17 protein-coding genes and 1 tRNA gene are annotated in these 20,519 nt (G+C 47.6%); 11 read left to right on the forward strand and 7 right to left on the reverse strand.

Annotated elements, in window-relative coordinates:
* Positions 1–8 precede the first annotated feature (8 nt).
* From AC50YG_RS09655 to AC50YG_RS09690, 8 genes are all read left to right on the forward strand, one after another.
* On the forward strand, positions 9–1,373 hold the full coding sequence (locus AC50YG_RS09655; protein ID WP_494826464.1) for an FAD-binding oxidoreductase: 1,365 nt from the start codon (positions 9–11) through the stop codon (positions 1,371–1,373).
* A gap of 53 nt (positions 1,374–1,426) precedes the next feature.
* The gene (locus tag AC50YG_RS09660) at positions 1,427–2,359 is read left to right on the forward strand and encodes a transposase (protein WP_494826465.1); all 933 of its coding nucleotides are present in this window, start codon (positions 1,427–1,429) and stop codon (positions 2,357–2,359) included.
* A gap of 1 nt (position 2,360) precedes the next feature.
* On the forward strand, positions 2,361–2,717 hold the full coding sequence (locus tag AC50YG_RS09665) for a HesB/IscA family protein (protein ID WP_494826467.1): 357 nt from the start codon (positions 2,361–2,363) through the stop codon (positions 2,715–2,717).
* Between the two features lie 41 nt (positions 2,718–2,758).
* The gene (locus AC50YG_RS09670; protein WP_494826469.1) at positions 2,759–2,998 is read left to right on the forward strand and encodes a ferredoxin family protein; all 240 of its coding nucleotides are present in this window, start codon (positions 2,759–2,761) and stop codon (positions 2,996–2,998) included.
* Positions 2,999–3,263: 265 nt separating this feature from the next.
* Positions 3,264–4,916: a spore germination protein gene (locus AC50YG_RS09675; protein WP_494826471.1), complete on the forward strand. Its 1,653-nt coding sequence runs from the start codon at positions 3,264–3,266 to the stop codon at positions 4,914–4,916.
* A gap of 26 nt (positions 4,917–4,942) precedes the next feature.
* A complete protein-coding gene (locus tag AC50YG_RS09680) occupies positions 4,943–6,046 on the forward strand; it encodes a GerAB/ArcD/ProY family transporter (protein ID WP_494826472.1) in 1,104 nt (367 codons plus the stop codon).
* Entirely contained in the window at positions 6,039–7,229 is a 1,191-nt protein-coding gene (locus AC50YG_RS09685; RefSeq protein WP_494826474.1) for a Ger(x)C family spore germination protein, read from the forward strand. The genes AC50YG_RS09680 and AC50YG_RS09685 overlap by 8 nt, the downstream gene beginning before the upstream one ends.
* 152 nt (positions 7,230–7,381) lie before the next feature.
* Positions 7,382–7,699, forward strand: a complete 318-nt coding sequence (locus tag AC50YG_RS09690) for a WGxxGxxG family protein (protein ID WP_494826476.1) — start codon at positions 7,382–7,384, stop codon at positions 7,697–7,699.
* A 214-nt stretch (positions 7,700–7,913) separates the two neighbouring features.
* Here the strand turns inward: AC50YG_RS09690 and AC50YG_RS09695 are convergent.
* The 3 genes from AC50YG_RS09695 to AC50YG_RS09705 form a co-directional block, all read right to left on the reverse strand.
* Positions 7,914–7,997 (reverse strand) — tRNA-Leu (locus tag AC50YG_RS09695).
* 80 nt (positions 7,998–8,077) lie between these two features.
* Entirely contained in the window at positions 8,078–8,677 is a 600-nt protein-coding gene (locus tag AC50YG_RS09700; RefSeq protein ID WP_494826478.1) for a hypothetical protein, read from the reverse strand.
* Positions 8,678–8,908: 231 nt separating this feature from the next.
* Positions 8,909–9,739 carry a hypothetical protein gene (locus AC50YG_RS09705; RefSeq protein ID WP_494826480.1) on the reverse strand — a complete coding sequence of 277 codons (831 nt, stop codon included), beginning with the start codon at positions 9,737–9,739 and terminating at the stop codon, positions 8,909–8,911.
* 260 nt (positions 9,740–9,999) lie between these two features.
* Here AC50YG_RS09705 and AC50YG_RS09710 point away from each other — a divergent pair, with 260 nt between their 5' ends.
* A complete protein-coding gene (locus AC50YG_RS09710) occupies positions 10,000–10,776 on the forward strand; it encodes a divergent polysaccharide deacetylase family protein (RefSeq protein WP_494827149.1) in 777 nt (258 codons plus the stop codon).
* On the opposite strand, the gene AC50YG_RS09715 is transcribed toward AC50YG_RS09710, so the two are convergent.
* Positions 10,741–11,478, reverse strand: a complete 738-nt coding sequence (locus AC50YG_RS09715; protein ID WP_494826482.1) for an N-acetylmuramoyl-L-alanine amidase family protein — start codon at positions 11,476–11,478, stop codon at positions 10,741–10,743. The two genes, AC50YG_RS09710 and AC50YG_RS09715, sit on opposite strands and share 36 nt — an antisense overlap.
* 179 nt (positions 11,479–11,657) lie before the next feature.
* Between AC50YG_RS09715 and AC50YG_RS09720 the strand changes: the two genes are divergently transcribed.
* On the forward strand, positions 11,658–11,852 hold the full coding sequence (locus AC50YG_RS09720) for a YqzE family protein (protein WP_341282066.1): 195 nt from the start codon (positions 11,658–11,660) through the stop codon (positions 11,850–11,852).
* Here the strand turns inward: AC50YG_RS09720 and AC50YG_RS09725 are convergent.
* From AC50YG_RS09725 to AC50YG_RS09735, 3 genes are all read right to left on the reverse strand, one after another.
* A complete protein-coding gene (locus AC50YG_RS09725) occupies positions 11,843–12,760 on the reverse strand; it encodes a hypothetical protein (protein WP_494826484.1) in 918 nt (305 codons plus the stop codon). The genes AC50YG_RS09720 and AC50YG_RS09725 overlap by 10 nt on opposite strands.
* Before the next feature lie 256 nt (positions 12,761–13,016).
* Positions 13,017–14,216 (reverse strand): YqhG family protein, encoded by a 1,200-nt coding sequence (locus AC50YG_RS09730; RefSeq protein WP_494826486.1) that lies wholly within the window; start codon positions 14,214–14,216, stop codon positions 13,017–13,019.
* Positions 14,209–15,951: a DEAD/DEAH box helicase gene (locus tag AC50YG_RS09735; RefSeq protein WP_494827151.1), complete on the reverse strand. Its 1,743-nt coding sequence runs from the start codon at positions 15,949–15,951 to the stop codon at positions 14,209–14,211. The genes AC50YG_RS09730 and AC50YG_RS09735 overlap by 8 nt, the downstream gene beginning before the upstream one ends.
* 418 nt (positions 15,952–16,369) lie before the next feature.
* Here AC50YG_RS09735 and AC50YG_RS09740 point away from each other — a divergent pair, with 418 nt between their 5' ends.
* Positions 16,370–20,251 (forward strand): ribonucleotide reductase barrel domain-containing protein, encoded by a 3,882-nt coding sequence (locus tag AC50YG_RS09740; protein WP_494826488.1) that lies wholly within the window; start codon positions 16,370–16,372, stop codon positions 20,249–20,251.
* Positions 20,252–20,519 lie beyond the last annotated feature (268 nt).

The following is a 20,519-nucleotide window of genomic DNA, read 5'->3' on the forward strand; positions in this document are numbered from 1 at the left end:
GATGTACAATGTTTAACACCTTAAAAGCTAATATTGATGGAAATCTCATTTTACCAGGAGAGCAAGGGTACGACGAAAGAAGAAAGGTATGGAATATGGCCTTTGATAAATATCCGGCAGCCATCTTAGTTTGCAAGACTTCAACCGATGTTGTCGCTGCCGTTCAATTTGCCAAGGAGAAAGACATCCCCGTTTCCATTCGGGGTGGTGGTCATCATGTTGCTGGAACAGCCGTTTGCGATAAAGGTATCATGATTGATTTATCCGATATGCGTAAGGTTACCGTAGACACTGTAAGGCGTATAGCTGTTGTAGAACCAGGCGCAACTTTAGGGGATGTCGATGCACAGACGCAGAAATACGGTCTAGCCACGCCAACTGGAACAGTTTCAGAAACAGGCATTGCGGGACTCGCTTTATGCGGTGGACTCGGTTATCTAAAAGGGATGTACGGCATAACAAGTGACAATTTGATTAGGGCGCGTATCGTTACTGCTAATGGGGAAGAGATTCAAGTAAGCGAACAGGAAAATCCCGATTTGTATTGGGCCATTCGTGGTGGCGGGGGCAACTTCGGAGTCGTCACTTCCTTCGAATTTCAGCTTTACCCTATAGGTCCTGAAGTTTTGGCCGTCGATGTCATGTATGACTATAAAGATGCGAAGCAGATTTTGCAAAAAGCGCAGGCTTTCCTGCAGCAGGCGCCGGATGAAGTGTCCTTTAATATGATGACCTTCCAGCTGCCTTCGCTGCCTAGTGTGCCTGAAGCACTGCATAACAAACGAGTTATTGTAATTGCCGGGCTATATGCAGGTGATAAGGCAGAGGGGGAAATGGCGATTCAACCACTGCGTGAATTGGCTATCCCGATTGCCGATCAAACGGGTATCGTCCTATATACTGAATTACAGAGTAGATTCGACCTAGCAGCTCCGAAAAATGTTCCCGTTTATGGAACGTCACTTTTTGTTAAAGAATTGAACGATGAAATCATTGATACGCTGCTCAGCAAACTGGAGAATCCACCAAGACCGTCTTTACTGGTACAATTCTGGAGCTGTCACGGCCGGATGAATCGCATACCTTCCGATGCTACCGCATTTGCTGTTCGTGATGCATCGTTTCTTCTCAGTTTGGATGTCGATTTTCCCATGGAGGAAGCGGAGAAGTGTACCGATTGGATAGAATCCGCTTACGAGGCGTTATTGCCCTATTCGCTTCGTAAGTCATCTTATCTGAATACCGTTCGAGCTGATGACCAAATAACGAAAGATGCCTATGCGGCTAATTACGAGAGGCTGCTTGCCATCAAGAAGCAATACGATCCGACAAACTTTTTCCGGAAAAACCATAATATTAACCCGGGAATCTAGATTTCTTTTAGAAGGATTAAGCTGCTGAGCAATGGGGGTAGAGCTTTTGAGGAGTGTTCGCCTTGCTTTCGAAAAATCGACAAGAGGAAAATCGTAAAATATATTTTCGATCCGAATTTACTTTTTGCCCGCATTGTGAGAAGAAATTACAGCGTGCCCATACGGCTTGGCACAAAGAAATTACGACGTTAAATGGTGTCATTGAAGTATGGAGTATAGCCTACACTTGTAAAAATAGGATTTGCTCACACAAAGGCATCTTCTACAAATCAGCGGAAGCTGAAATGCTCGGTATGAAACAGTCATCCTATGGTGGGGATGCGCTAAGCCTTGCAGGAGAGTTGTGCTTTACGCCACATATGACGGTAATCGAACTCACTGCAGCTCTTCATGTGACAACTGAGCTCAATGGCGGCATTGTTTTGTCGATGTACGGTGTGCAGCAAAAAAAGGGGAACGAAACGCTCTACATCTTATATGAAGTATTTAGCGGCACGGTAATTGCTGCGAAAAATATGGAAAGTGGAACGGTTCTGGAACTTCAAGCTCTCATTTTGCCCATCATTAAACTAGGATTTCCTATTGTAGGTATCGTGTTTGATGGCCAGTATAGTATACGCTTGGCCTTTGAAGGCTTGCTTCCCGGTTTACCTTACCAATACTGCTATTACCGCTATATCTCTACACCAATAACGGGTGCTGATCGCAAACTAAAAAAGCGACTGAAAAAGAATATGCGAGCTATAAGAGATTTTGAAAGAAAAATCGGGCAAATGGAAAAAAACATCAGCAAGCAATCAGATGAAGCCGCCACTTCAATTGGTGGAATGGCTGAAATTAAACTGGCCAAGAAATATATCGCAGCTGCTCGGGCTATATTGTTGGAAGGCGGGGATCCTCCGCCTAACCTCCCGGGTATGCTGATCTATGAACGAGCGCAAACCATTCAAGCTTCGTTATCGCGATACTTAGTGAGGAGTGACTGAGATGATAGAAATCAGTGAAAAGGCCAAATCGGCTATCCATCAAATGATCTTGGACAAAAATATGGCTGATCTGTTTCTTCGAGTAGGTATTGAAGACGGCGGCTGCAGCGGATTATCTTACAATATTAAACTAGACGACCTGTTGACGGAAGAAGATGAGGTATTGCCGACTGAAACCTTCAAAATCGTATGGGATAAACGAAGCATCGAATTTTTAGAAGGGATCAAAATTGACTACCAAAATCAAGGCATGACTGGCGGATTTACGATCGACAACCCTAATGCGAAAGCCTCCTGCGGCTGCGGTGCGAGCTTCAGAACAGCAACCTACAAAGGAAGCCGTAAAAAGTGTGACTGAACTGATTATTGAAATTTAGGAATAGAGGGGTGTGAAACAGAGTGCCATTTGTAATAACAGAAGCTTGTATTTTTGAAAAAGCAGCCGATTGTGTAGACGTTTGTCCTGTCGATTGCATTGTGGAAGGAGACGATCAGTATTTCATAAATCCTGATATATGTATTGACTGTGGTGCTTGTGAAGCGGCTTGTCCGGTTGAGGCGGTCTACTATGATGAAGACTTGCCAGAGCAACAAATTAAATATATAGCTAAGGCAAGAGAATTTTTCAAAACGCAATAATTTGCATAATGCATCTATTACAAAAGGTCGAGAAACAAACGGATGATGCTGCAAAGGAATTTACATGCAGCAGTAGTGACATGTAGCATTCAAAAATCTGATTCTGCATTTTTAGCTAAACTTATATTGAATATTAACTCTAGCCCTATTCAGATCGTCAACTTCGATCTAAATAGGGCTTTTTGAATTTCTGAAAAAGGGTGCATGAAAAGAAAATATTGGGACAAGTTAAAATTGAGCTTTATTGAAGAAAGGATGGACTAGCGTGTGGTCTGTTATAATAACGCACCTCCCTGATTGGAAAGTTTGTGCACAGGCTATTCTAAGCCTGATTATTGCTCTTGTGCTTTATTATCTGAATAAATATTTTAGGTCATTAGTTACGAAAAAAAATGCTCCTGCCCAGAAAGCAAGAAAGGGCGAGCAGCCTGCAGATCAATCGAATCTATCTGACGATTATGAAGAAAATTTGCATGCAATCAAACAAGCTATTAGCAGCAATAGCGATGTCCATTTTCGTGAATTTCAGGTAGCAGAACTTCATGCCCGGGCTACGCTCATTTATGTAGATGGGATGCAGGATGAAGAAATGATCAGTAAGTATGTAATGAAAATTTTGATGGAAGATGTTAAGCAGGATAGGGCGGACAGAGGCTTTTTATTTAATCCATTGGAATTCTCCTCTTATTTTCAAAATAAAGTACTACCTGTTTGCGAGACCTATGAAGCTGCAGAGCTTCATGGTTTAAATCAATCCATCCTGATGGGTTTTACGGCCTTGCTTATTGAAGGCATGCCTCATGCCCTGCTTATTGGCTCGTCAGGCATGAAGACCAGGGCAATCAATGAACCAAGCTCTGAAGCTTTGCTTCGCGGTCCTCGTATCGGATTTACCGAGGTGCTAAGTGAGAATACATCGATGCTGCGCAGACAAGGCTACAGTGAAGATCTGGAAATAAATATGTACGAGGTAGGAACTCGAATTAAAAGGAAACTGGTTATTGCGTACATGAAGGAAATTGTTAATCCAGATCTGCTTCAGGAGGTAAGAGATCGAGTTGGAAAAATCAATATGGATTTCATCGCGGAATCCGGTTATGTTGAACAACTCATTGAAGATGATTACCTAAGTCCGTTTCAGCAAACTCAAAATACAGAGCGTCCGGATCGGGTCATTAGCGGATTATTGGAAGGAAGGATAGCCATTCTATTGGATGGTACTCCTTTTGCTCTAATTGTTCCGGTAACGTTCAGCATGCTGCTGCAATCGCCTGAGGATTATTATGATCGCTGGCTGCCAGGGACTCTATTGCGTATGCTGCGATTTTTCGCCGCGTTCTTGGCACTTATGGCACCGGCTTTGTATATTTCGTTTATTTCCTTTCATCCGGGCTTAATCCCCACGGAGCTTGCCGTTACGATCATTGAAACCAGGCAGGGTGTCCCCTTTCCTTCATTAATAGAAGTGATGATTTTGGAAATATCGATTGAAATATTGCGTGAGGCGGGCATTCGATTGCCCAAGCCTATTGGACCGGCAATGGGCATTGTAGGCGGTCTAATTATTGGCGAGGCCGCTGTGCAGGCAGGAATTGTCAGTCCATTTTTGGTAATCGTAGTAGCTGTGACGGCTATATCTTCGTTCTCGATTCCTGTATATAGCGCAGGCATTACCTTGCGCATTTTACGTTTTGCCGGCATGCTGTGTGCGGCAGTACTGGGGATGTTTGGAACCATTTTGTTCATTTTGTTCATTTGCGGTCATTTAAGCAAGCTGAAAAGCTTTGGAGTTCCTTATGTGACCCCGATCTCACCGTTTCGCCTTAATGACTGGAAGGATTTATTTCTGCGAGCCCCACTACCCTTTATGAATAAACGACCAGACATGATGAAGACGCAAGACAAGAAGCGAAGATAGTGATGGCTTAGAGAGGAGGGGCAAACGTGTTTATTCGCAACGACGATAAAATCACCACAACACAAACATCGATTTTTATTACTGATTCAGTGCTGGGGGCTGGTATCTTGACCTTGCCCCGAGGTGTAATCGAAGCTGCAAAAACACCGGATGTCTGGCTTTCTGTGCTATTAGGCGGTTTTATTGTTATTTTGGTAACGATGGTCATGGTGAAATTAAGCCAGCAATTTCCTAATCATACGGTGTATCAATACGCTAAACGAATTGTAGGCACTATACCTGGTGGAATTTTAGGTGTTTGCTTGATTGGTTATTACATCATTATTGCCGGTTTCGAGGTAAGGATATTTGCAGAGATCACAATGTACTATTTGCTGGAAGGAACCCCTATTTGGGCTATTGTCATTCCCTTTATTTGGGTGGGCACCTATATTTGCTTTGGAGGAATTAATTCTATCGCACGGGTTTTTCAAATTATTTTCCCGATCAGTATTCTGATACTGGTGCTTTCGTATTTCCTGAGTATTCGATTGTTTGATATCAACAATTTACGTCCTGTAATGGGTGAGGGTATTCTCCCCGTATTTAAGGGATTGAAATCAACTGTGCTTGTATTTACAGGATGTGAAGTGATCATGACTCTCGTTGCGCATATGCAGCATCCAGAGCGGGCAGTCAAAGCGACATTTGCAGGAATAGGCGTTCCTTTTGTGCTATATCTGATGACTGTAATCGTCGTTATAGGAGGCATGTCGATGGATTCGGTGATGAATAGTACCTGGCCTACAATCGACCTTCTGCGAAGCTTTGAAATTACGGGATTAATATTTGAGCGTTTTGAGTTTCCGTTTTTGGTCATTTGGATGATGCAGTTGTTTTGCAATTTCACCAGTTTTTACTTCAATGCTTCTTTAGGAATTTCACAGGTTTTTCATCTAAAGATTCACCCGGTGATCTTTGGATTAATCCCCGTTATCTTTATTACTACGATGCTTCCCGAGCGAATAAATGAAGTTTTTAAGCTAGGGGATACGATAGGCAAAATGGGGATCTTTTTATTTTTTCTCGTGCCTGTCCTGCTTACTGTCATATTGCTCTTTAGAAAGAAGGTGTTGAATCATCATGTATAGATGTAAAAACTTGCTTGTTTTACTTCTCTTATCCTCCCTTTTCTTAACACAAGGCTGCTGGAGCAGTAAAGAAATTGAGGATTTAAGTGTTTATGCAGGTCTGGCACTAGATGTAGGTGAACGGCCTGAGCTTGAACGCAATCTGGAAAGAGAAGGCGCAACGTACGATAAAAAAAATCTATTGACAGCTACGATACAAATTGTTCCGATAAAATCGTTCGAACGGCAAGAAAAGTCGAGCGAGAAGCAATTGTTGAAGTATTCAAATTTGCGCCTAACAGGGGATTCTGTATTTGAAATTATGCGCCAATACTCAACTAGAAGGGAGCGCCCAGTCATTGGGCATCATCTTAAAGTCATTGTAGTAGCTACCAAATTGGCCGGGCAGCATCAGATGGACCAATTAATGGACTTTGTGCTGCGTGATAATGATATACGTCCAAGCTGTCGGGTGTTTTTTAGCAAGGGGAGGGCTTACGATACCTTTATCAGTAGTCAACCAGAAGAGGTTCCTGCTTTTCGGATAAACTCGATGATCAATAATAGCTTCAGAACCAATAAGGTCATGAAAGAGGTCAATCTAACTCGGATCGATGGATTGCTTCATTCGAAACAAAGCTTTTTGCTGCAAAATATCGTCTCTTCAAAAGGGGAAATAGAATTTTCAGGTGCTGGAATTGTTAAGGGGGCTACTAGCAAGTGGATTGGCGATTTGAATCAAGAAAATGTGGAAAGCCTATCCTGGATTCAAGGGACAGGTCAAGGTGGCGTAATCAAAAGTTATGATTGGAGAAATAAAAGCATTACCTATGAGATTAAATCCATGCACAGTAAAACGACTGCCAAATTACAAGATGACGCGATTTCCTTTCACGTTGCGATTGAATCAACCGGGAGATTAATTGAAAATTGGGATACGCAAGAAAACCCATCCAAACTTGAATATTTAGAGGGAGCAGAGAAGGTTTTTGAAAAAAGATTAACAACAATGATTGATCATGTCATGCGGAAAATGCAGTCGAAATACAAAGTGGATGTAGCTGGATTCGGGAAAGTGCTCTCTATAAAGTATCCCGATAAATGGAAAATGGTGAAGGATAATTGGGATGAAGTGTTTAGCCGGGTACCCGTAACCTTTGAGGTCAAGTTGACGATTACTGATTTTGGTTCTTCTACGGAATAATTACCAGGAAATGAGAGGTATTTTCGATTTATAAAGCTTTTTAGTCGTAGCAGAAATGTTATATTATTGTCTCTACGCTTTCTGTGAATAATCGGTGCGTTCTTGTTAGAAAATAAGCGAGCTTGTATTCTAACTTGAAGAGAGGTATGAAGATGAAGAAGTGGTTAGCGATTTTTAGCCTTGCAGCATGCTTAATGATGTTCCTCACTGTTCCTGCTTTTGCAGACAATATGACAAGGATGGACAATACGCAAGGCGATGAAATGCGTCACGAAGTCAATAAGGGAGTTAACGCAACAAACCGCACGTTGGGTACGGACATGAATCGCATCGACAACGGGAATACAGTAAGCACAAACAATTATCGAGCCAATGCCGCAGACGACGATGGTTTCGATTGGGGATGGCTTGGTCTGCTTGGCTTACTTGGTCTCGCGGGCATGAGAAACCGCGGCCGCGATCGCGCATAACCTTATTATTTCAAGGAACAGCACAAATAACTTCCCTTGTTAGAGGAAGGTTACTAAAAAATGAAAAAAGGTGCTGTTTCCCGAAATTACGGGAACAGTACCTTTTCATTTGTATAATGGAAAGCATCGCGGCGAGAGTGTGCTGTTTCATTATAAACAGGTTCGTTAAATCGCTTTGTGAGCAATTCAACGAACCTGTTAGTTGGAAAATTGATGCGGTCGAGAGGACTCGAACCTCCACGGCTGTTACACCACTAGAACCTGAATCTAGCGCGTCTGCCAATTCCGCCACGACCGCACATGCAAAATTTACATTTATAATTTAGCATGTTGTCATGGTGTAAGTCAAGTTAGCTTTAAGAAGTTGAAATTATCAGATTAATCGTATGCATCAGGATAGTAGTAGTAGCGTTCATAATCACTAATCTCAATCTCAAACCAAATTCCAGTGTCGGGGTAACTGGCGATGGAGTAGTCTATTCCGGCTTCCTCAATGTTGTTAATTATGTTATACAGATCAACATTAGAATCATCCCATAACAGGGCGTTCATAATATCATTGGCATTCGTATCGATTCTGGATACCGGATTTGCGGCAGCAATTGCCGTATGAATAGATCCCAATAGGTTATCTAAAGTTTCTGGCGTTTCATCGTTTTCTATGGATATCATCAGACCTTGGATGCTAGCGTCTTTTGGATTAATGATGCCGCTCAGCTTATGATTTTCTGAGAATTCATAATTGAAAAAATAAACGCCATCTTTACCCGCTGTTAAAGTCGCTTCCCCCATTTGTAAGGGATACTCCAGTAGTACGGCGGCCTCATTAAACCTTGTTTTCAAGTCCTCCAAGCTATCCCAGATGATAAAAGGAGCGGTCTCTGTTTCTTCTGATAGTAGCAGTTCCTTCTCTTCTGAAGGGGGGGGTGCCGTCTCCTCCTCGTCAAATACATACTCATCATCCAGTTCCTCTTCCATTGTAAAAGCAGGCTCCTCCTCCATAATGGTTGGAGTTGCTTCCGTATTAGCGGTTAGTCCAACCGAAAAAGACCGGCTCGGGTTGAGCGTCTTATTAATGAAATAGCCTAGCGTTATGGAGCCAATTAATAAAAGCATTACCGTCCAAATAATATAAAATGATTTATGCAAATAATCACGCTGCCTTTATGTAGAATGAGGTTGGAAAATGAAACATAACAAGCTTTATTTTTAACTATAGAGTGCCAGCAGCTGTTGCCAAATAAGAAATTTCTCGCCGCAGGCAGGGCAATTCGTGTGTCCAGCCAAATAAGGAAGCTGTGCCGAAAGCTGCTCATCCCCCAAACGCTCAGCTCGGCTGTGTATATAACGAAGACTGACTTGCGTTGAGCTTGCAGGATCAGCAGGGGTAATGGTACCAGGCGAATCCTTGTCGTTAAAAACGGGATCTGCCTTGTACGCGACAAGCTTCTCCTCGCTATCATCCGGCCAAATGAAGGTTTCATGCTCGCAAGCAGGACATGCCGCGACATATTCATCACCGATGCTGTGGGTTTGCAGCATGCTCGCAGCCGCTCGTTCGCCATGAAAAGCAGTATCGGCGATTGCTATATAACGTTTCTCGGAATCATCTTTATTAGGCTGGGCGTAGTCGGCGATCTGGTCGGACATTTCACGAAACTTTTTAATGGCATCGTAATAAGAAAGATAAATATCAGCCCGTGCCTTTGCATCAATATCAGGCACTAATTCCTCAAATACTGCGGGCATTTCCGACGTTAACTCACAAGTATTGTTTGCTTCAAATAAGCCGCAGGTGATGTAAATATCCAGCTTCACTTCCGGGTCGTTCGAGTGCAAGGCGATTTCCGCCAAATAAGGCACCGCGGCGTAGGTACAAGCGTAAATCGTATTCTGATGATAAAGCTGTTCCCAGTAAAGCTCATCTTTGACCTCTGAATCATAATTTTGGGCTAACTGCTGCAGCATTTCCGGTACGGAATCGGCGATGCCATACGGTCCTTCCAGTTCCGACCAAATCGTGCTATTTAAAGCGAGCATAATGAATCGCCTCCTCATGAATGAATAGTGAACGTCCTTCCTAGCTATTTTACTATGGAATTGGTGATTTTGGCGATATGTGACAAAGGAAGCAGATTAACGGCGAATGAATTTCCAGCATGCAGCATATTTTGCTGCAAGTTCACAAACAATGAAAGGGAATGAGTGATGACGCGTTGATAGCGAATGAGGAGTGTGGAAGTGTGAACGCGAATAGAAGCGATTTATGGAAAAAGAGGATGGTCAGGCTGCTTGGACTAATGCTGCTGGTTTTGTGCACGAGCAATGAAGCAGGAGCAGCTTCTGTATTTGCAGAACCCCAGGCACAGGAGCAGCGCCATATTGCTATCGTCATTGACGATTTCGGCAATGATATGGATGGTACGGAGGAAATGTTGAAGCTGCCGGTCAAGTTTACAGCGGCGGTTATGCCATTTATGCCGTCTACGCAAAAAGATGCAGAGGAGGCTCATCGTCTCGGGCACGATGTTATCGTGCATATGCCAATGGAGCCCAACAAGGGATTGAAAAAATGGCTCGGTCCCGGCGCTATTACGGCAGATCTAAGCGACGCCGAAGTCCGCAAGCGGATTAATGCGGCCATTGACAATGTGCCTCATGCGATTGGCATGAACAATCATATGGGATCCAAGGTGACTGCGGATGAGCGGATTATGCGTATCGTGCTTGACGTATGCAAGCAGCGAGGGTTGTTTTTCCTCGATAGCCGGACGACCTATAGGACCGTTGTGCCGAAGGTATCCAAGGAGGTTGGCGTACCGCTGCTATCCAACGATGTTTTTCTCGATGATGTGTATACGATCCAGCATATTAGCAAGCAAATGAATGAAGTGCAGAAGCATCTCGCTACGCATGTTACCTGCGTTGTGATCGGTCATGTAGGGCCTCCGGGCAAAAAAACAGCGGCTGTTCTAAGACAGTCGATTCTGTCCATGAACGCCGCTGTTTCCTTCGTCAAGCTGTCGGATATGGTCCTGCAATCATTTGGTGATCAGCTTGTATTGCCGAATCCCTGAAGCGATGGCGGATGCAATGTGCAACTGCTCGCGGGGGTCTGTCAGCATCGTTCGATCATCGCTATTGCTGACGAAGCCCATTTCTACAATAACGGCTGGCTGATATACGCGTCTAAGTAAATAAAACGGCTTGCCTTCCCTTGGGAGAAAGCGTGTGCGCTGCTGGCGATTAAGCGTGTCCTGAATACAGAAAGCAAGCAGGGCGCTTTCTCCGCTGCTTTGATGCAGCACCAGCGGCCCGCGCTCCGAGCGGTCGGGTGTCGAATTGACATGCAGGCTGACGAGCAGCTGCGTAGGAATTTCCTCGGTGAGCTGCCTCCTTTGGGATAGGTCACGCCGATGACGTGAGCCGCTAATATGCCAGCGATTATCGTCGCTAAGCGCATAATCGTCGGTGCGATTCAGCACGGCGGTAATGCCTTGGCTATTCAGCAGCAAATACAGCTTTTTGGCGACAGCGAGGTTAATATCTTTTTCCAAAATGCCCCCGGCCGACGCGCCGCCATCAATACCGCCATGACCCGCATCAATGAGTACAACGGATGAAGGCATCGTCCAATGTCCAGTATGGGGGTCGGAATGATGAGAGGGTACGGCAGGTTCATTTGCAGAAGCTTTGCTATTTCCTGTTGCCATAGCTGTAGAATGGGCGGGAAGGCAGAAGAGCAGCGTAATGATCAAACAACGAAAGCAAGCAAGCACATGCCATCCTCCTTTTGAAAGGCTTTTGTCTTAGCTATAGCGTGGCTCACCGGAGGAAATCTCATGCATGTTTATGATTGGAGATGGCAGGGCAAACTGATATCATCAATTGTTGTGAGAGGCAACTGTCCTTAAGAAGCGACTGCTTAGATACTCAAGCAAAAAGGGGAGCGACAGAAATGGCCAGCGGGGATGATTTAATCAAATATGTGACCGTTCAGGTTGTGGAGTATATGGAGAAGCCAAAAGGGGAACGCAAGCAAATAAAAGCGTCAGCGAAGGCGATAAGGGAGCCATGGCTGACGCGCTGGTTCGGCTGGGGGCCTGTCAGTCTTATGATGTGGTGGCGGGGAAAAAGCGGGCGTCAGCGATAAAAATCACCCAGCTCTGCAAGCAGCGACAGCGGCACATAACGCCGGCTTTCGCCCAGCTCGTCTGTTTCAAGAGCGACATACACAGCGCCGTTGTTCCAGCTGTGATAGCCAGTTGCCGACCACACATAAAGCATGTCGCCATTAAACCTTGCCGCTGTATAGGTAAGGTGTTTCTTTTTGTCCAAAATAAGCAGCGCCTTTAAGGAGCCTTTAGATTCCGCCTTGCCTACAGGTGCATCTGTCAGCCATTGCAGCTTCTCATAAGGGCTGAATGAAGGATTGGAAACGGCTTTGGCAATGCTCGCGGTGGCTGCCATAGGCGCTTCATTATGAATAAGCTTTAGCTCCTGACTTGCCTCGGCGTCCCAGAGCGGAGCAGTCAGCGGCAGCTCTTCACCGCTCATGGCATCGGTATATGCCGTAGCTTTTCCAGTGATTTTCCAGACAGACAGCAGTGGATGGATATATAGCGGCGTACTCGTAATGGCAGAAGGGATAAGTTCAAGCCGCTGGAGCGATTGCTGCAGCGTTGTTAAGCTATATAGGTAGTCGCCAAGCCCGTATTCGCCTAAAATATACCCGCCGCTCTCCGTTGCATGGACAACGAGGTAGCCGACGGTTTTTTTGTGCTGGATAACGCTGGCCATCCAGCTGTGTGTGCCGGGGCCGAGTGCAGAAATATCAAGCGTTGCGCCTTGCCAGCTCTTGAAAGCAGGCTGTGCTGCGAGCTGCGCTGTCCATGCTTCTACATGGGCGAGAAGGGATGCATGGTCTGCTTGTTCCAGCTCGGGCATGGCGGCAGCTTGCGGGAGCTGGAGGCTGCTTGTCCATAATATAGCGCTTAACAATATTGCGCCGATCATTAGCTTGCGAATGTGGCTCAGCAATAAATTCACCCTTTTCTTCATGAGGCAGCTCGCTAAAGTGGCGAATGCTGCCTATTATTAAAATATAAGAATTTATAGGTTTCACACTATAAATACGCTTATATTTCTCGGACGGAAACGCGCCGCGCCAACAGAGGATGGCGACAGCCGTTTCACCTTGACTCACAGCTTCATTATAAAAGGCAGAGCGGGAGAAGGCTGTTGGAATGTGTAGGCACTCGGCAGCCTGTCCCGTTCTTTTTTTGCCGCAAAGGTGCGGATCGGGTCTGATCTTCGACTATTCAATACCTTCCAGATGGAAAATACCGCAGTTAATGGCGGAAGCCGTCACGCGGGGCTCATATTGCCAGCGGATTTCCGCTTGGCGCTGTTCATACTGCACGCGTACGCTTTGCTTCAGCTCGTCGTCAGCCGCATGCTCGATTAGCGGCTCATAATACAGCCGAATGCGCTCCAGCTCCTCCTCCAGCCGCTCGGTTGCGGCACCTGCCCATTCATAATCGTAGCTTTTCAGCTTGCGCTCCAGCGCCTGCTCCATAATAGACAGCGCCTTGTTGAAAGAAAGGCCATTTTTCGCCAAATGAATGTTCGCGGGCAGGCGCGGCGTGAGCCTGAGGCGCTGAACTCGATCATGGAACTGCTCGGTGCAATGCCCCGTAGCCAGCGAAATCCCGAAGCTGTGTATTTCCTCGCGCTTGCGGTCGCAGGCGAACTCCACCCGCATATTAATGCCAAGCCAAGCAGTGTAAGGCGTAGAGCTATAAGGCGAGGCGGCACCACGCTCCGGTTCTTGAAAAAGAAAGACGTAGCTGCCCTTTGATTTTGCCGCACCAAACAGCTGATCGAGCTTGCGCGAGCCGAAATACATTTCCTCGCGCGGAATGCGCAGCCCCGTCTGATTGAGGCTGCCGTGTACAAAGCCGAGCGAGCGGCCAAGCGCAGCATCAGCCGCCGCCGCTTGGCTCGTGCCGGCTGCCGCTGCGCCCCCGCTGCTATTGGCGCCTTCTGCCGCAGCGCCAGTTGCCGAACTCGCTGGCGCGGCCGAAGCGACACCAGCCGCGTTAACTGGTGCGGCTGGACTTGCATTTGCCGCTGCACTTGCTATGCCCGCATCAGGCCTCACGCTGCTTGCGGCCCCGTTAAATGCAGCGGCATCTGTGCTTCCTGCAGCCCCGGCTGCGTTTCCTGCCACACCTGCTCCGCCCGAGCCCGATAAGGGTACGCGCTGCTGCGCGGGCAGCAACCCAGCTTGCCCCGCGTCATACTTTTCACGGTCGGTTACAAGCAGATAGGTCATTGTCTCGGGAGCAGCGTTCGTGCGATCGACAAAGCTCCAGTAGTAGGGACGGTTCGTCAGCTCCCGGTCTGCATCAGGCGACAGCTTAACCGTGAAATGACAGGGCGATTTCTCCAAAACCTGGCACTCGGTCGCCTCCAAATAACGCTGCACAAACTTGTGTACCTGCTTCTCATTCATGTCGTATCTCCACCGTCTGCCCAAGGGCTGTCATTTGTGACACAATTTGCGCACCTGCCTGCAGTTCAGGAGCAAGCTGTATCTCTTCGCGGATTTGCGTAATCGAGGAGGCGAGATCGCTGATCTTATCGCGCAGCTCCGTTTCGCTGCCGCCTGATTCGAGCAGCATGCGGGCAAGCTGCTGCTCCAGCGAGCCATCTTTTTTCTCGAAGCGCTCCAAAATATGATCCAGCTCGCCAATGACAAGCTCAAACATATTAATTTTCTCATGCAGCAAATGGACAATATGCTCCTCTATCGTGCCGAGGGTGCAAAGGTTGTAAATTTTTACGTCCTCGGTTTGTCCGAGCCTGTGGACGCGGCCAATCCGCTGCTCTACGCGCATCGGATTCCATGGCAAATCGAAGTTGATCATATGGTGGCAAAATTGCAAATTGATGCCTTCGCCGCCTGCCTCCGTTGCAATCAATACTTGCGCCCGGCCGCGGAAGAGGTCCATCATCCAATCCTTTTTGCCACGGTTCATCCCGCCCCGGTAAGGGACGGCAATCATGTCGTGGGAGCGGAAATATTGCAGCAAATACTCCTGCGTTGCCCGATATTCCGTGAAAATAATGACTTTATCATTCATTTCCTTAACGAGCTCAAGCGCCTTCTCAGCCTTCGTATTGGCTTCGATTTTTTTGATGAACTCGACGAGCTCCCATATTTTTGCGCGGACGGGCGAATCCTCGGCCGTCTTTTTGAACATATTGACGAGTGTCAGAAAGACGGCATCACGGCTGCTGCATACTTCGCGCTGGAGTGTGACCAAGGACAGCATGCTGCTAAGGTCGGGGCCGCTCTCATCGTAGCGTTCATGCACGAAGGCGGTCACTGCGTCGTAAAGCGCCTGCTCGTCAGTCGACAGCTGCAGCGGAATATTTTTCACAAAACGTTTCGTAAACGAAATGCCGCCGTCGCCGCGGCGATTGCGAATCATAATGCTGGACAGCGCCGTTTGGAGCTGCTCCTCATTTTTCGGAAGGCGCTTGTCAACGACGAAGTTGGCGGCAAACTCGCTTTGGCGGCCGAGCTGGCCAGGCTTGAGCAGCGTGATCAAATTGTACAGCTCGTCCAAATTGTTTTGCACCGGCGTTGCGGTAAGCAGCAGGCAATATTTTTTGCGCAGCTCGGTGACGAACTGGTAGTTGGTCGTTTTTTTGTTTTTGAGCTTATGCGCCTCGTCGATGATGACCATATCGTAGTCGGTGCCGAGAATGACGTCGCGATGGGGATCGCGCTTGGCTGTATCTATCGAAGCGACGACGACGTCGTAATGCCAGGTATGGGCTTTTTTCTGGGCAACGGCGGAAATGCCGAATTTCTGATTCAGCTCGCGCACCCATTGCAGAACGAGCGAGGCGGGAACGAGAATGAGCGTACGGCGCACGAGCCCGCGGACGATGTATTCCTTCAGCACGAGGCCAGCTTCAATCGTTTTGCCAAGTCCAACCTCATCGGCGAGAATGGCGCGTCCGCCCATTTCATGCAGCACCTTGCGCGCAGTCGAAATTTGATGGGGCATCGGTTCGAGCATCGGCAGGCTGCGCAGGCATTGCAGCTGCTCGAAGCTTTCAATTCGTTTCGCTTGTTCCGCTTCCATCGATAGTTGATATAACGTCCAGTCATCCCAAGGTCCGTTTTTGGCAATGCGGTTTTGCAGCTCGTCTAAGGTGGAACGGTCATATTGCAAATCTACGAGCGGATGAAGCTTGCGGGTGACTAGAGCAGCATCTGGAGCAGCGGATGATCCGTATAGCGGTAGTTTATTATCTAAAGACAAGGGAGCAGCTCCTTTCATCGTTTAAGCCAATATTCATCGTCCATTCAAGCAAAATGAGTAGGTTAAAATCTTTGTTTCTAGTATGACCCTTTCATCGCCTATTCATAAGAAAAGGCTAAAAAAAGCGTGAGGACTAGCAACGGAAAGCGCAGGCTTCGGCAGGCGGGTAAATTGGGCGTTTTTGGCTGGGAATGATGAGGAAACCCAATATGTAGTATGTTATAATGATTTTCAGACACAATATATCGGGTTAAGCATGATGTGAAAGGCCTTGTTAGCGGGCAAATAGAAACGTTTTTAGCAAATGTAAGGAGAGGCGGCGTTACTTATGGAGAAGAAACAAACCTCAAATGAAAATAGGAAAGGCACCAGCAGGCTGGAGGGGCTCAGCGAGAAAATTTTTCTCGATCGTTATGCTTGGAAAAATGCGGATTCCAGCGGCGCTAAGCCTGGAGACCTTGTGCTCGTGCTGACCAAAGATGATCCAAAGTTCCCAACGAAGGAAGTAGGAGAGATTGTGGCCCGTGAAGGTGAGCAGGTGGAAGTGCAGCTCAGAAGCGGTGGCTGTGTAACGACTGCGGTCGAGAAGCTGACGCTGACCATTGAGCAGACGCCTGAGGAAATGTGGGATCGCTTGGCGAAGGCGGTTGCCGGAGTCGAGGGCAGCGAGCAGAAGCGGGCGGAATGGACCGAGCGCTTTCGCTATATTTTGGACGACTGGAAGCTCGTGCCGGGCGGGAGAATTGCAGCGGGGGCAGGGGCTAGTGAGGAACTTACGCTATTTAACTGTTATGTGCTGCCTTCACCGGCAGATAGCCGTGGCGGCATTATGCAGACGTTGACGGAAATGACGGAAATTATGGCACGCGGGGGCGGTGTAGGCATTAATCTGTCGTCGCTGCGTCCGCGCCGCGCCATTGTGGCAGGGGTAAATGGCGCATCGAGCGGGGCGGTGTCATGGGGCGGGCTGTTCAGCTATACGACGGGGCTGATCGAGCAGGGCGGCAGCCGCCGCGGCGCCTTAATGCTAATGATCAACGACTGGCATCCCGATGTGCTGGATTTCATTACGGTGAAGCAGACGATGGGCCAGGTGACGAACGCGAATTTATCGGTATGCGTGAGCAACGCTTTTATGAAAGCGGTGAAGGAGGATTTAGAGTGGGAGCTGGTATTCCCGGATACGAAGGATACACAGTACAACGAGCTTTGGACAGGAGATTTGGATGCTTGGCGGGCACTTGGCAAAAAGGTGATTTTGTACAAAACGGTCCGCGCCCGCGATATCTGGCACATGATCATTGAATCAGCCTGGAAATCGGCAGAGCCCGGCGTCGTTTTTATGGAGTATTATAATCAAATGTCGAATAGCTGGTATTTCAATCCCATTATTAGTACGAATCCATGCTTTCATCCGAGCACCAGAATTACGACGGAATACGGGCTAATGACGATAGAGGAATTGTATAAAAAAACAGCTGGAGAAAGCTTTCTTGTCGGCACCGATGCGCGTCTAGTCGAACAAGCAAAAGTTGTCGGTGGGCGTTCTTATGAGGTTCCCGGTGTGAAGATGCGGCAAGCAACGGTGTTTCCTACAGGAGTGAAGGAGACGGTCGTCGTATCTTTGCAAAATGGGATGGACATCAGCGTGACAAAGGACCATCGCTTATATACGAATGTGGGCTGGAAGGAAGCGCAGCACCTCACCCAAGAGGATTGCGTATATGTCCAATCCGGTATAGGTCATTTTGCAGCGAAAGATGAACTAGGCGAACATTGGGGATTGTTTCTCGGTTGGCTCGCGGGCGACGGATGGGTATCGAAACGCGGGGATATCGGCATGGTTTTTGGTGGCGGGGATGAAGAGGTAGTAAGCCTGCTAGTCGAGGCAGGTGAGAGGATTACCGGAGTAAAGGCGAAGGTGTTTGATCGAACAAATGGGACAAAACAGGTATATTGGTGGCGTAAAGAGCTGCTTCAAAAGCTGAATGAGCTGGGCGTTAAAGCTGTCAAGGCTCCAGAGAAGGAAGTACCTGAGGCATTATTCACATCGTCAGAAGCTACCGTAACGGCATTTCTGCAAGGGCTTTTTAGTGCAGATGGAACGGTTTATGAACGGGATGAAATGCGGCGCTCCGTTCGTCTAACTTCGGCTTCAAGAAAACTGCTGCAGGGCGTTCAGCTTTTGCTGCTTAATTATGGTATTCACAGCTCGATTTATGCTCGTCCCAAAAAAGCGCAAACGAAATTTCAATATACGACAAAAGCTGGCGAGCACCGTACGTATGAAAGCAGCGGCTTTTATGAGCTCATCATGACCGGAAACAATATTGTTGCCTTTAAAGAACAGATCGGATTTCGTTATGTCACTAGAAAACAAGAGGCGCTTGAGCGAATTGCTCGGCGCTCACGTAAAACGGAAAAGTTTCTATCTAAAGTCACTTCGGTAAAGGCGGGAGAAACCGTCACCGTTTACGATATTACGGAGCCTATTACGCATTCGCTTCTAGCTGGTGGAATGGTTGCACACAACTGTGGCGAACAAGGCCTTCCCGGCTGGGGCGTCTGCAATCTTTCAGCTGTCAATCTTTCGCGTTTCTATAATGAGCAGCAGCATGATGTCGACTGGGAGGAGCTGGCGAAGGTGACGCGCTGGTCGGTGCGTTTTCTCGATAACGTCATTGACACCACACCGTACCATTTTCCTGAAAATGAAGCGAACCAGAAGCGCGAGCGCCGCGTCGGGCTCGGCACGATGGGGCTTGCGGAGCTGCTGATTAAGCTGCAAATCCGTTACGGCAGCGCGGAATCGCTCGAGTTTCTCGATAAGCTGTATGGGTTTATGGCCCGAGAGGCGTATCTTGCTTCGACGGAAATTGCAGCGGAGAAAGGTACCTTCGCTGCTTTTGAAGCGGATAAATTTTTGCAAAGCGGATTTATGCGAAGCTTGACGTCGCATTATCCCGAGGTGGGGGCTTCGGTAGAGCAGCATGGCATTCGCAACGTCACGGTGCTGACACAGGCGCCGACGGGAAGTACCGGAACGATGGTCGGCACCTCGACGGGCATTGAGCCGTATTTTGCTTTTGAATATTTCCGCCAAAGCAGGCTTGGCTATGACAAGCAGCTTGTCCCGATTGCCCAGCAGTGGAAGGATGAGCATCCTGACGAGGAGCTGCCGGATTATTTTGTAGCTGCGATGGATTTGTCTGCGAAGGATCATATTCGGGTCCAGGCAGCGATTCAGCGCTGGGTGGACAGCTCGATTTCGAAGACGGCGAATTGCCCGAATGATTTTACGGTGGAAGAGACGAAGGAGCTTTATGAGATGGCCTTTGATCTTGGCTGCAAGGGCGTGACCATTTATCGCGACGGCAGCAGGGATGTTCAGGTGCTGTCGACGACGGATGAGAAAGAGAAGAAGCAGGAGACGGAAGAGGAGCTTAAGCTGGCATCAGGAGCAGAAAGCAGGGAGAAAGAAGTTCAAGCTGGAGATCAGGGTGCCATAGCTATTGAGGGAGTGGCTTCTCAAGGGGCTTCAAGTGCTGGGAGTGTACCTGATGCAGCAGACCCCAAAACTACTACAGCTACAACCGCTGTGAGTAAGAAAACGCTGGACAAAGCGTACAAAAATCGCCCGCAGGTGCTGCGCGGTGCCACCTACAAGGTTAATACGCCATTCGGCATGGCGTACATTACGATCAATGATCTGTCCGGCTCGCCGGGCGAAATTTTTCTGAATGTCGGCAAGGCTGGCTCCGACGTGTTCGCCATGGCGGAGGCGCTTGGGCGCGTCTGCTCGCTATTCCTTCGTTATGGCGATCATGGTCATAAGGTGGAGCTGTTAATTAAGCATTTGAAAGGAATTGGCGGCACAGGTGCGATTGGGTTTGGCGCAAACCGCGTGGAATCAATCGCTGATGCTGTAGCGAAGGCGTTGGAGCAGCATATAGCGTCTGCTGACATGCAGCAGACGGATGTGGAACAGCGGGAGGAAAGCGGTGAAGTAACTGAAGCTAGTATAGACTTGAACGTCGGCTCATCTGCAAAAACGACATCTATAGCGGCAGCTAACGTCAGGCTTAACTCAGCTATAGGCGGCAGCAGCGTAAGCTCGCTCGACCTTTGTCCTTCTTGCGGCTCCGCGTCACTTATTAATGTAGAAGGCTGCAAGCAGTGCAGCAATTGCGGGTACAGCCGATGTAATTAATGGTTCCTTATAGGGAAAGTCTTGGAGTGTTTTTACTTGTTGCCGGCTGTAACTTGAAATTATGTTTTGTCGCTTGAAAATAATTTATTTAATCACCGCCTGAACCCTTGAAGGTTCAGGCTTTTTGATGTTATTTTCTCACAAAAGCAATAAACGACAATTCCCTGAAGCTGAACGGATGGAATAAGTAATAGTCCATGAACTTTTGCGCTTGGTCTCGATTCTGCTTTGCTATTGGCTTTTGGCATCGTCGAGGAAAAATTTGGAC

The sequence above is a fragment of the Paenibacillus sp. J31R34 genome, assembly GCF_059383715.1.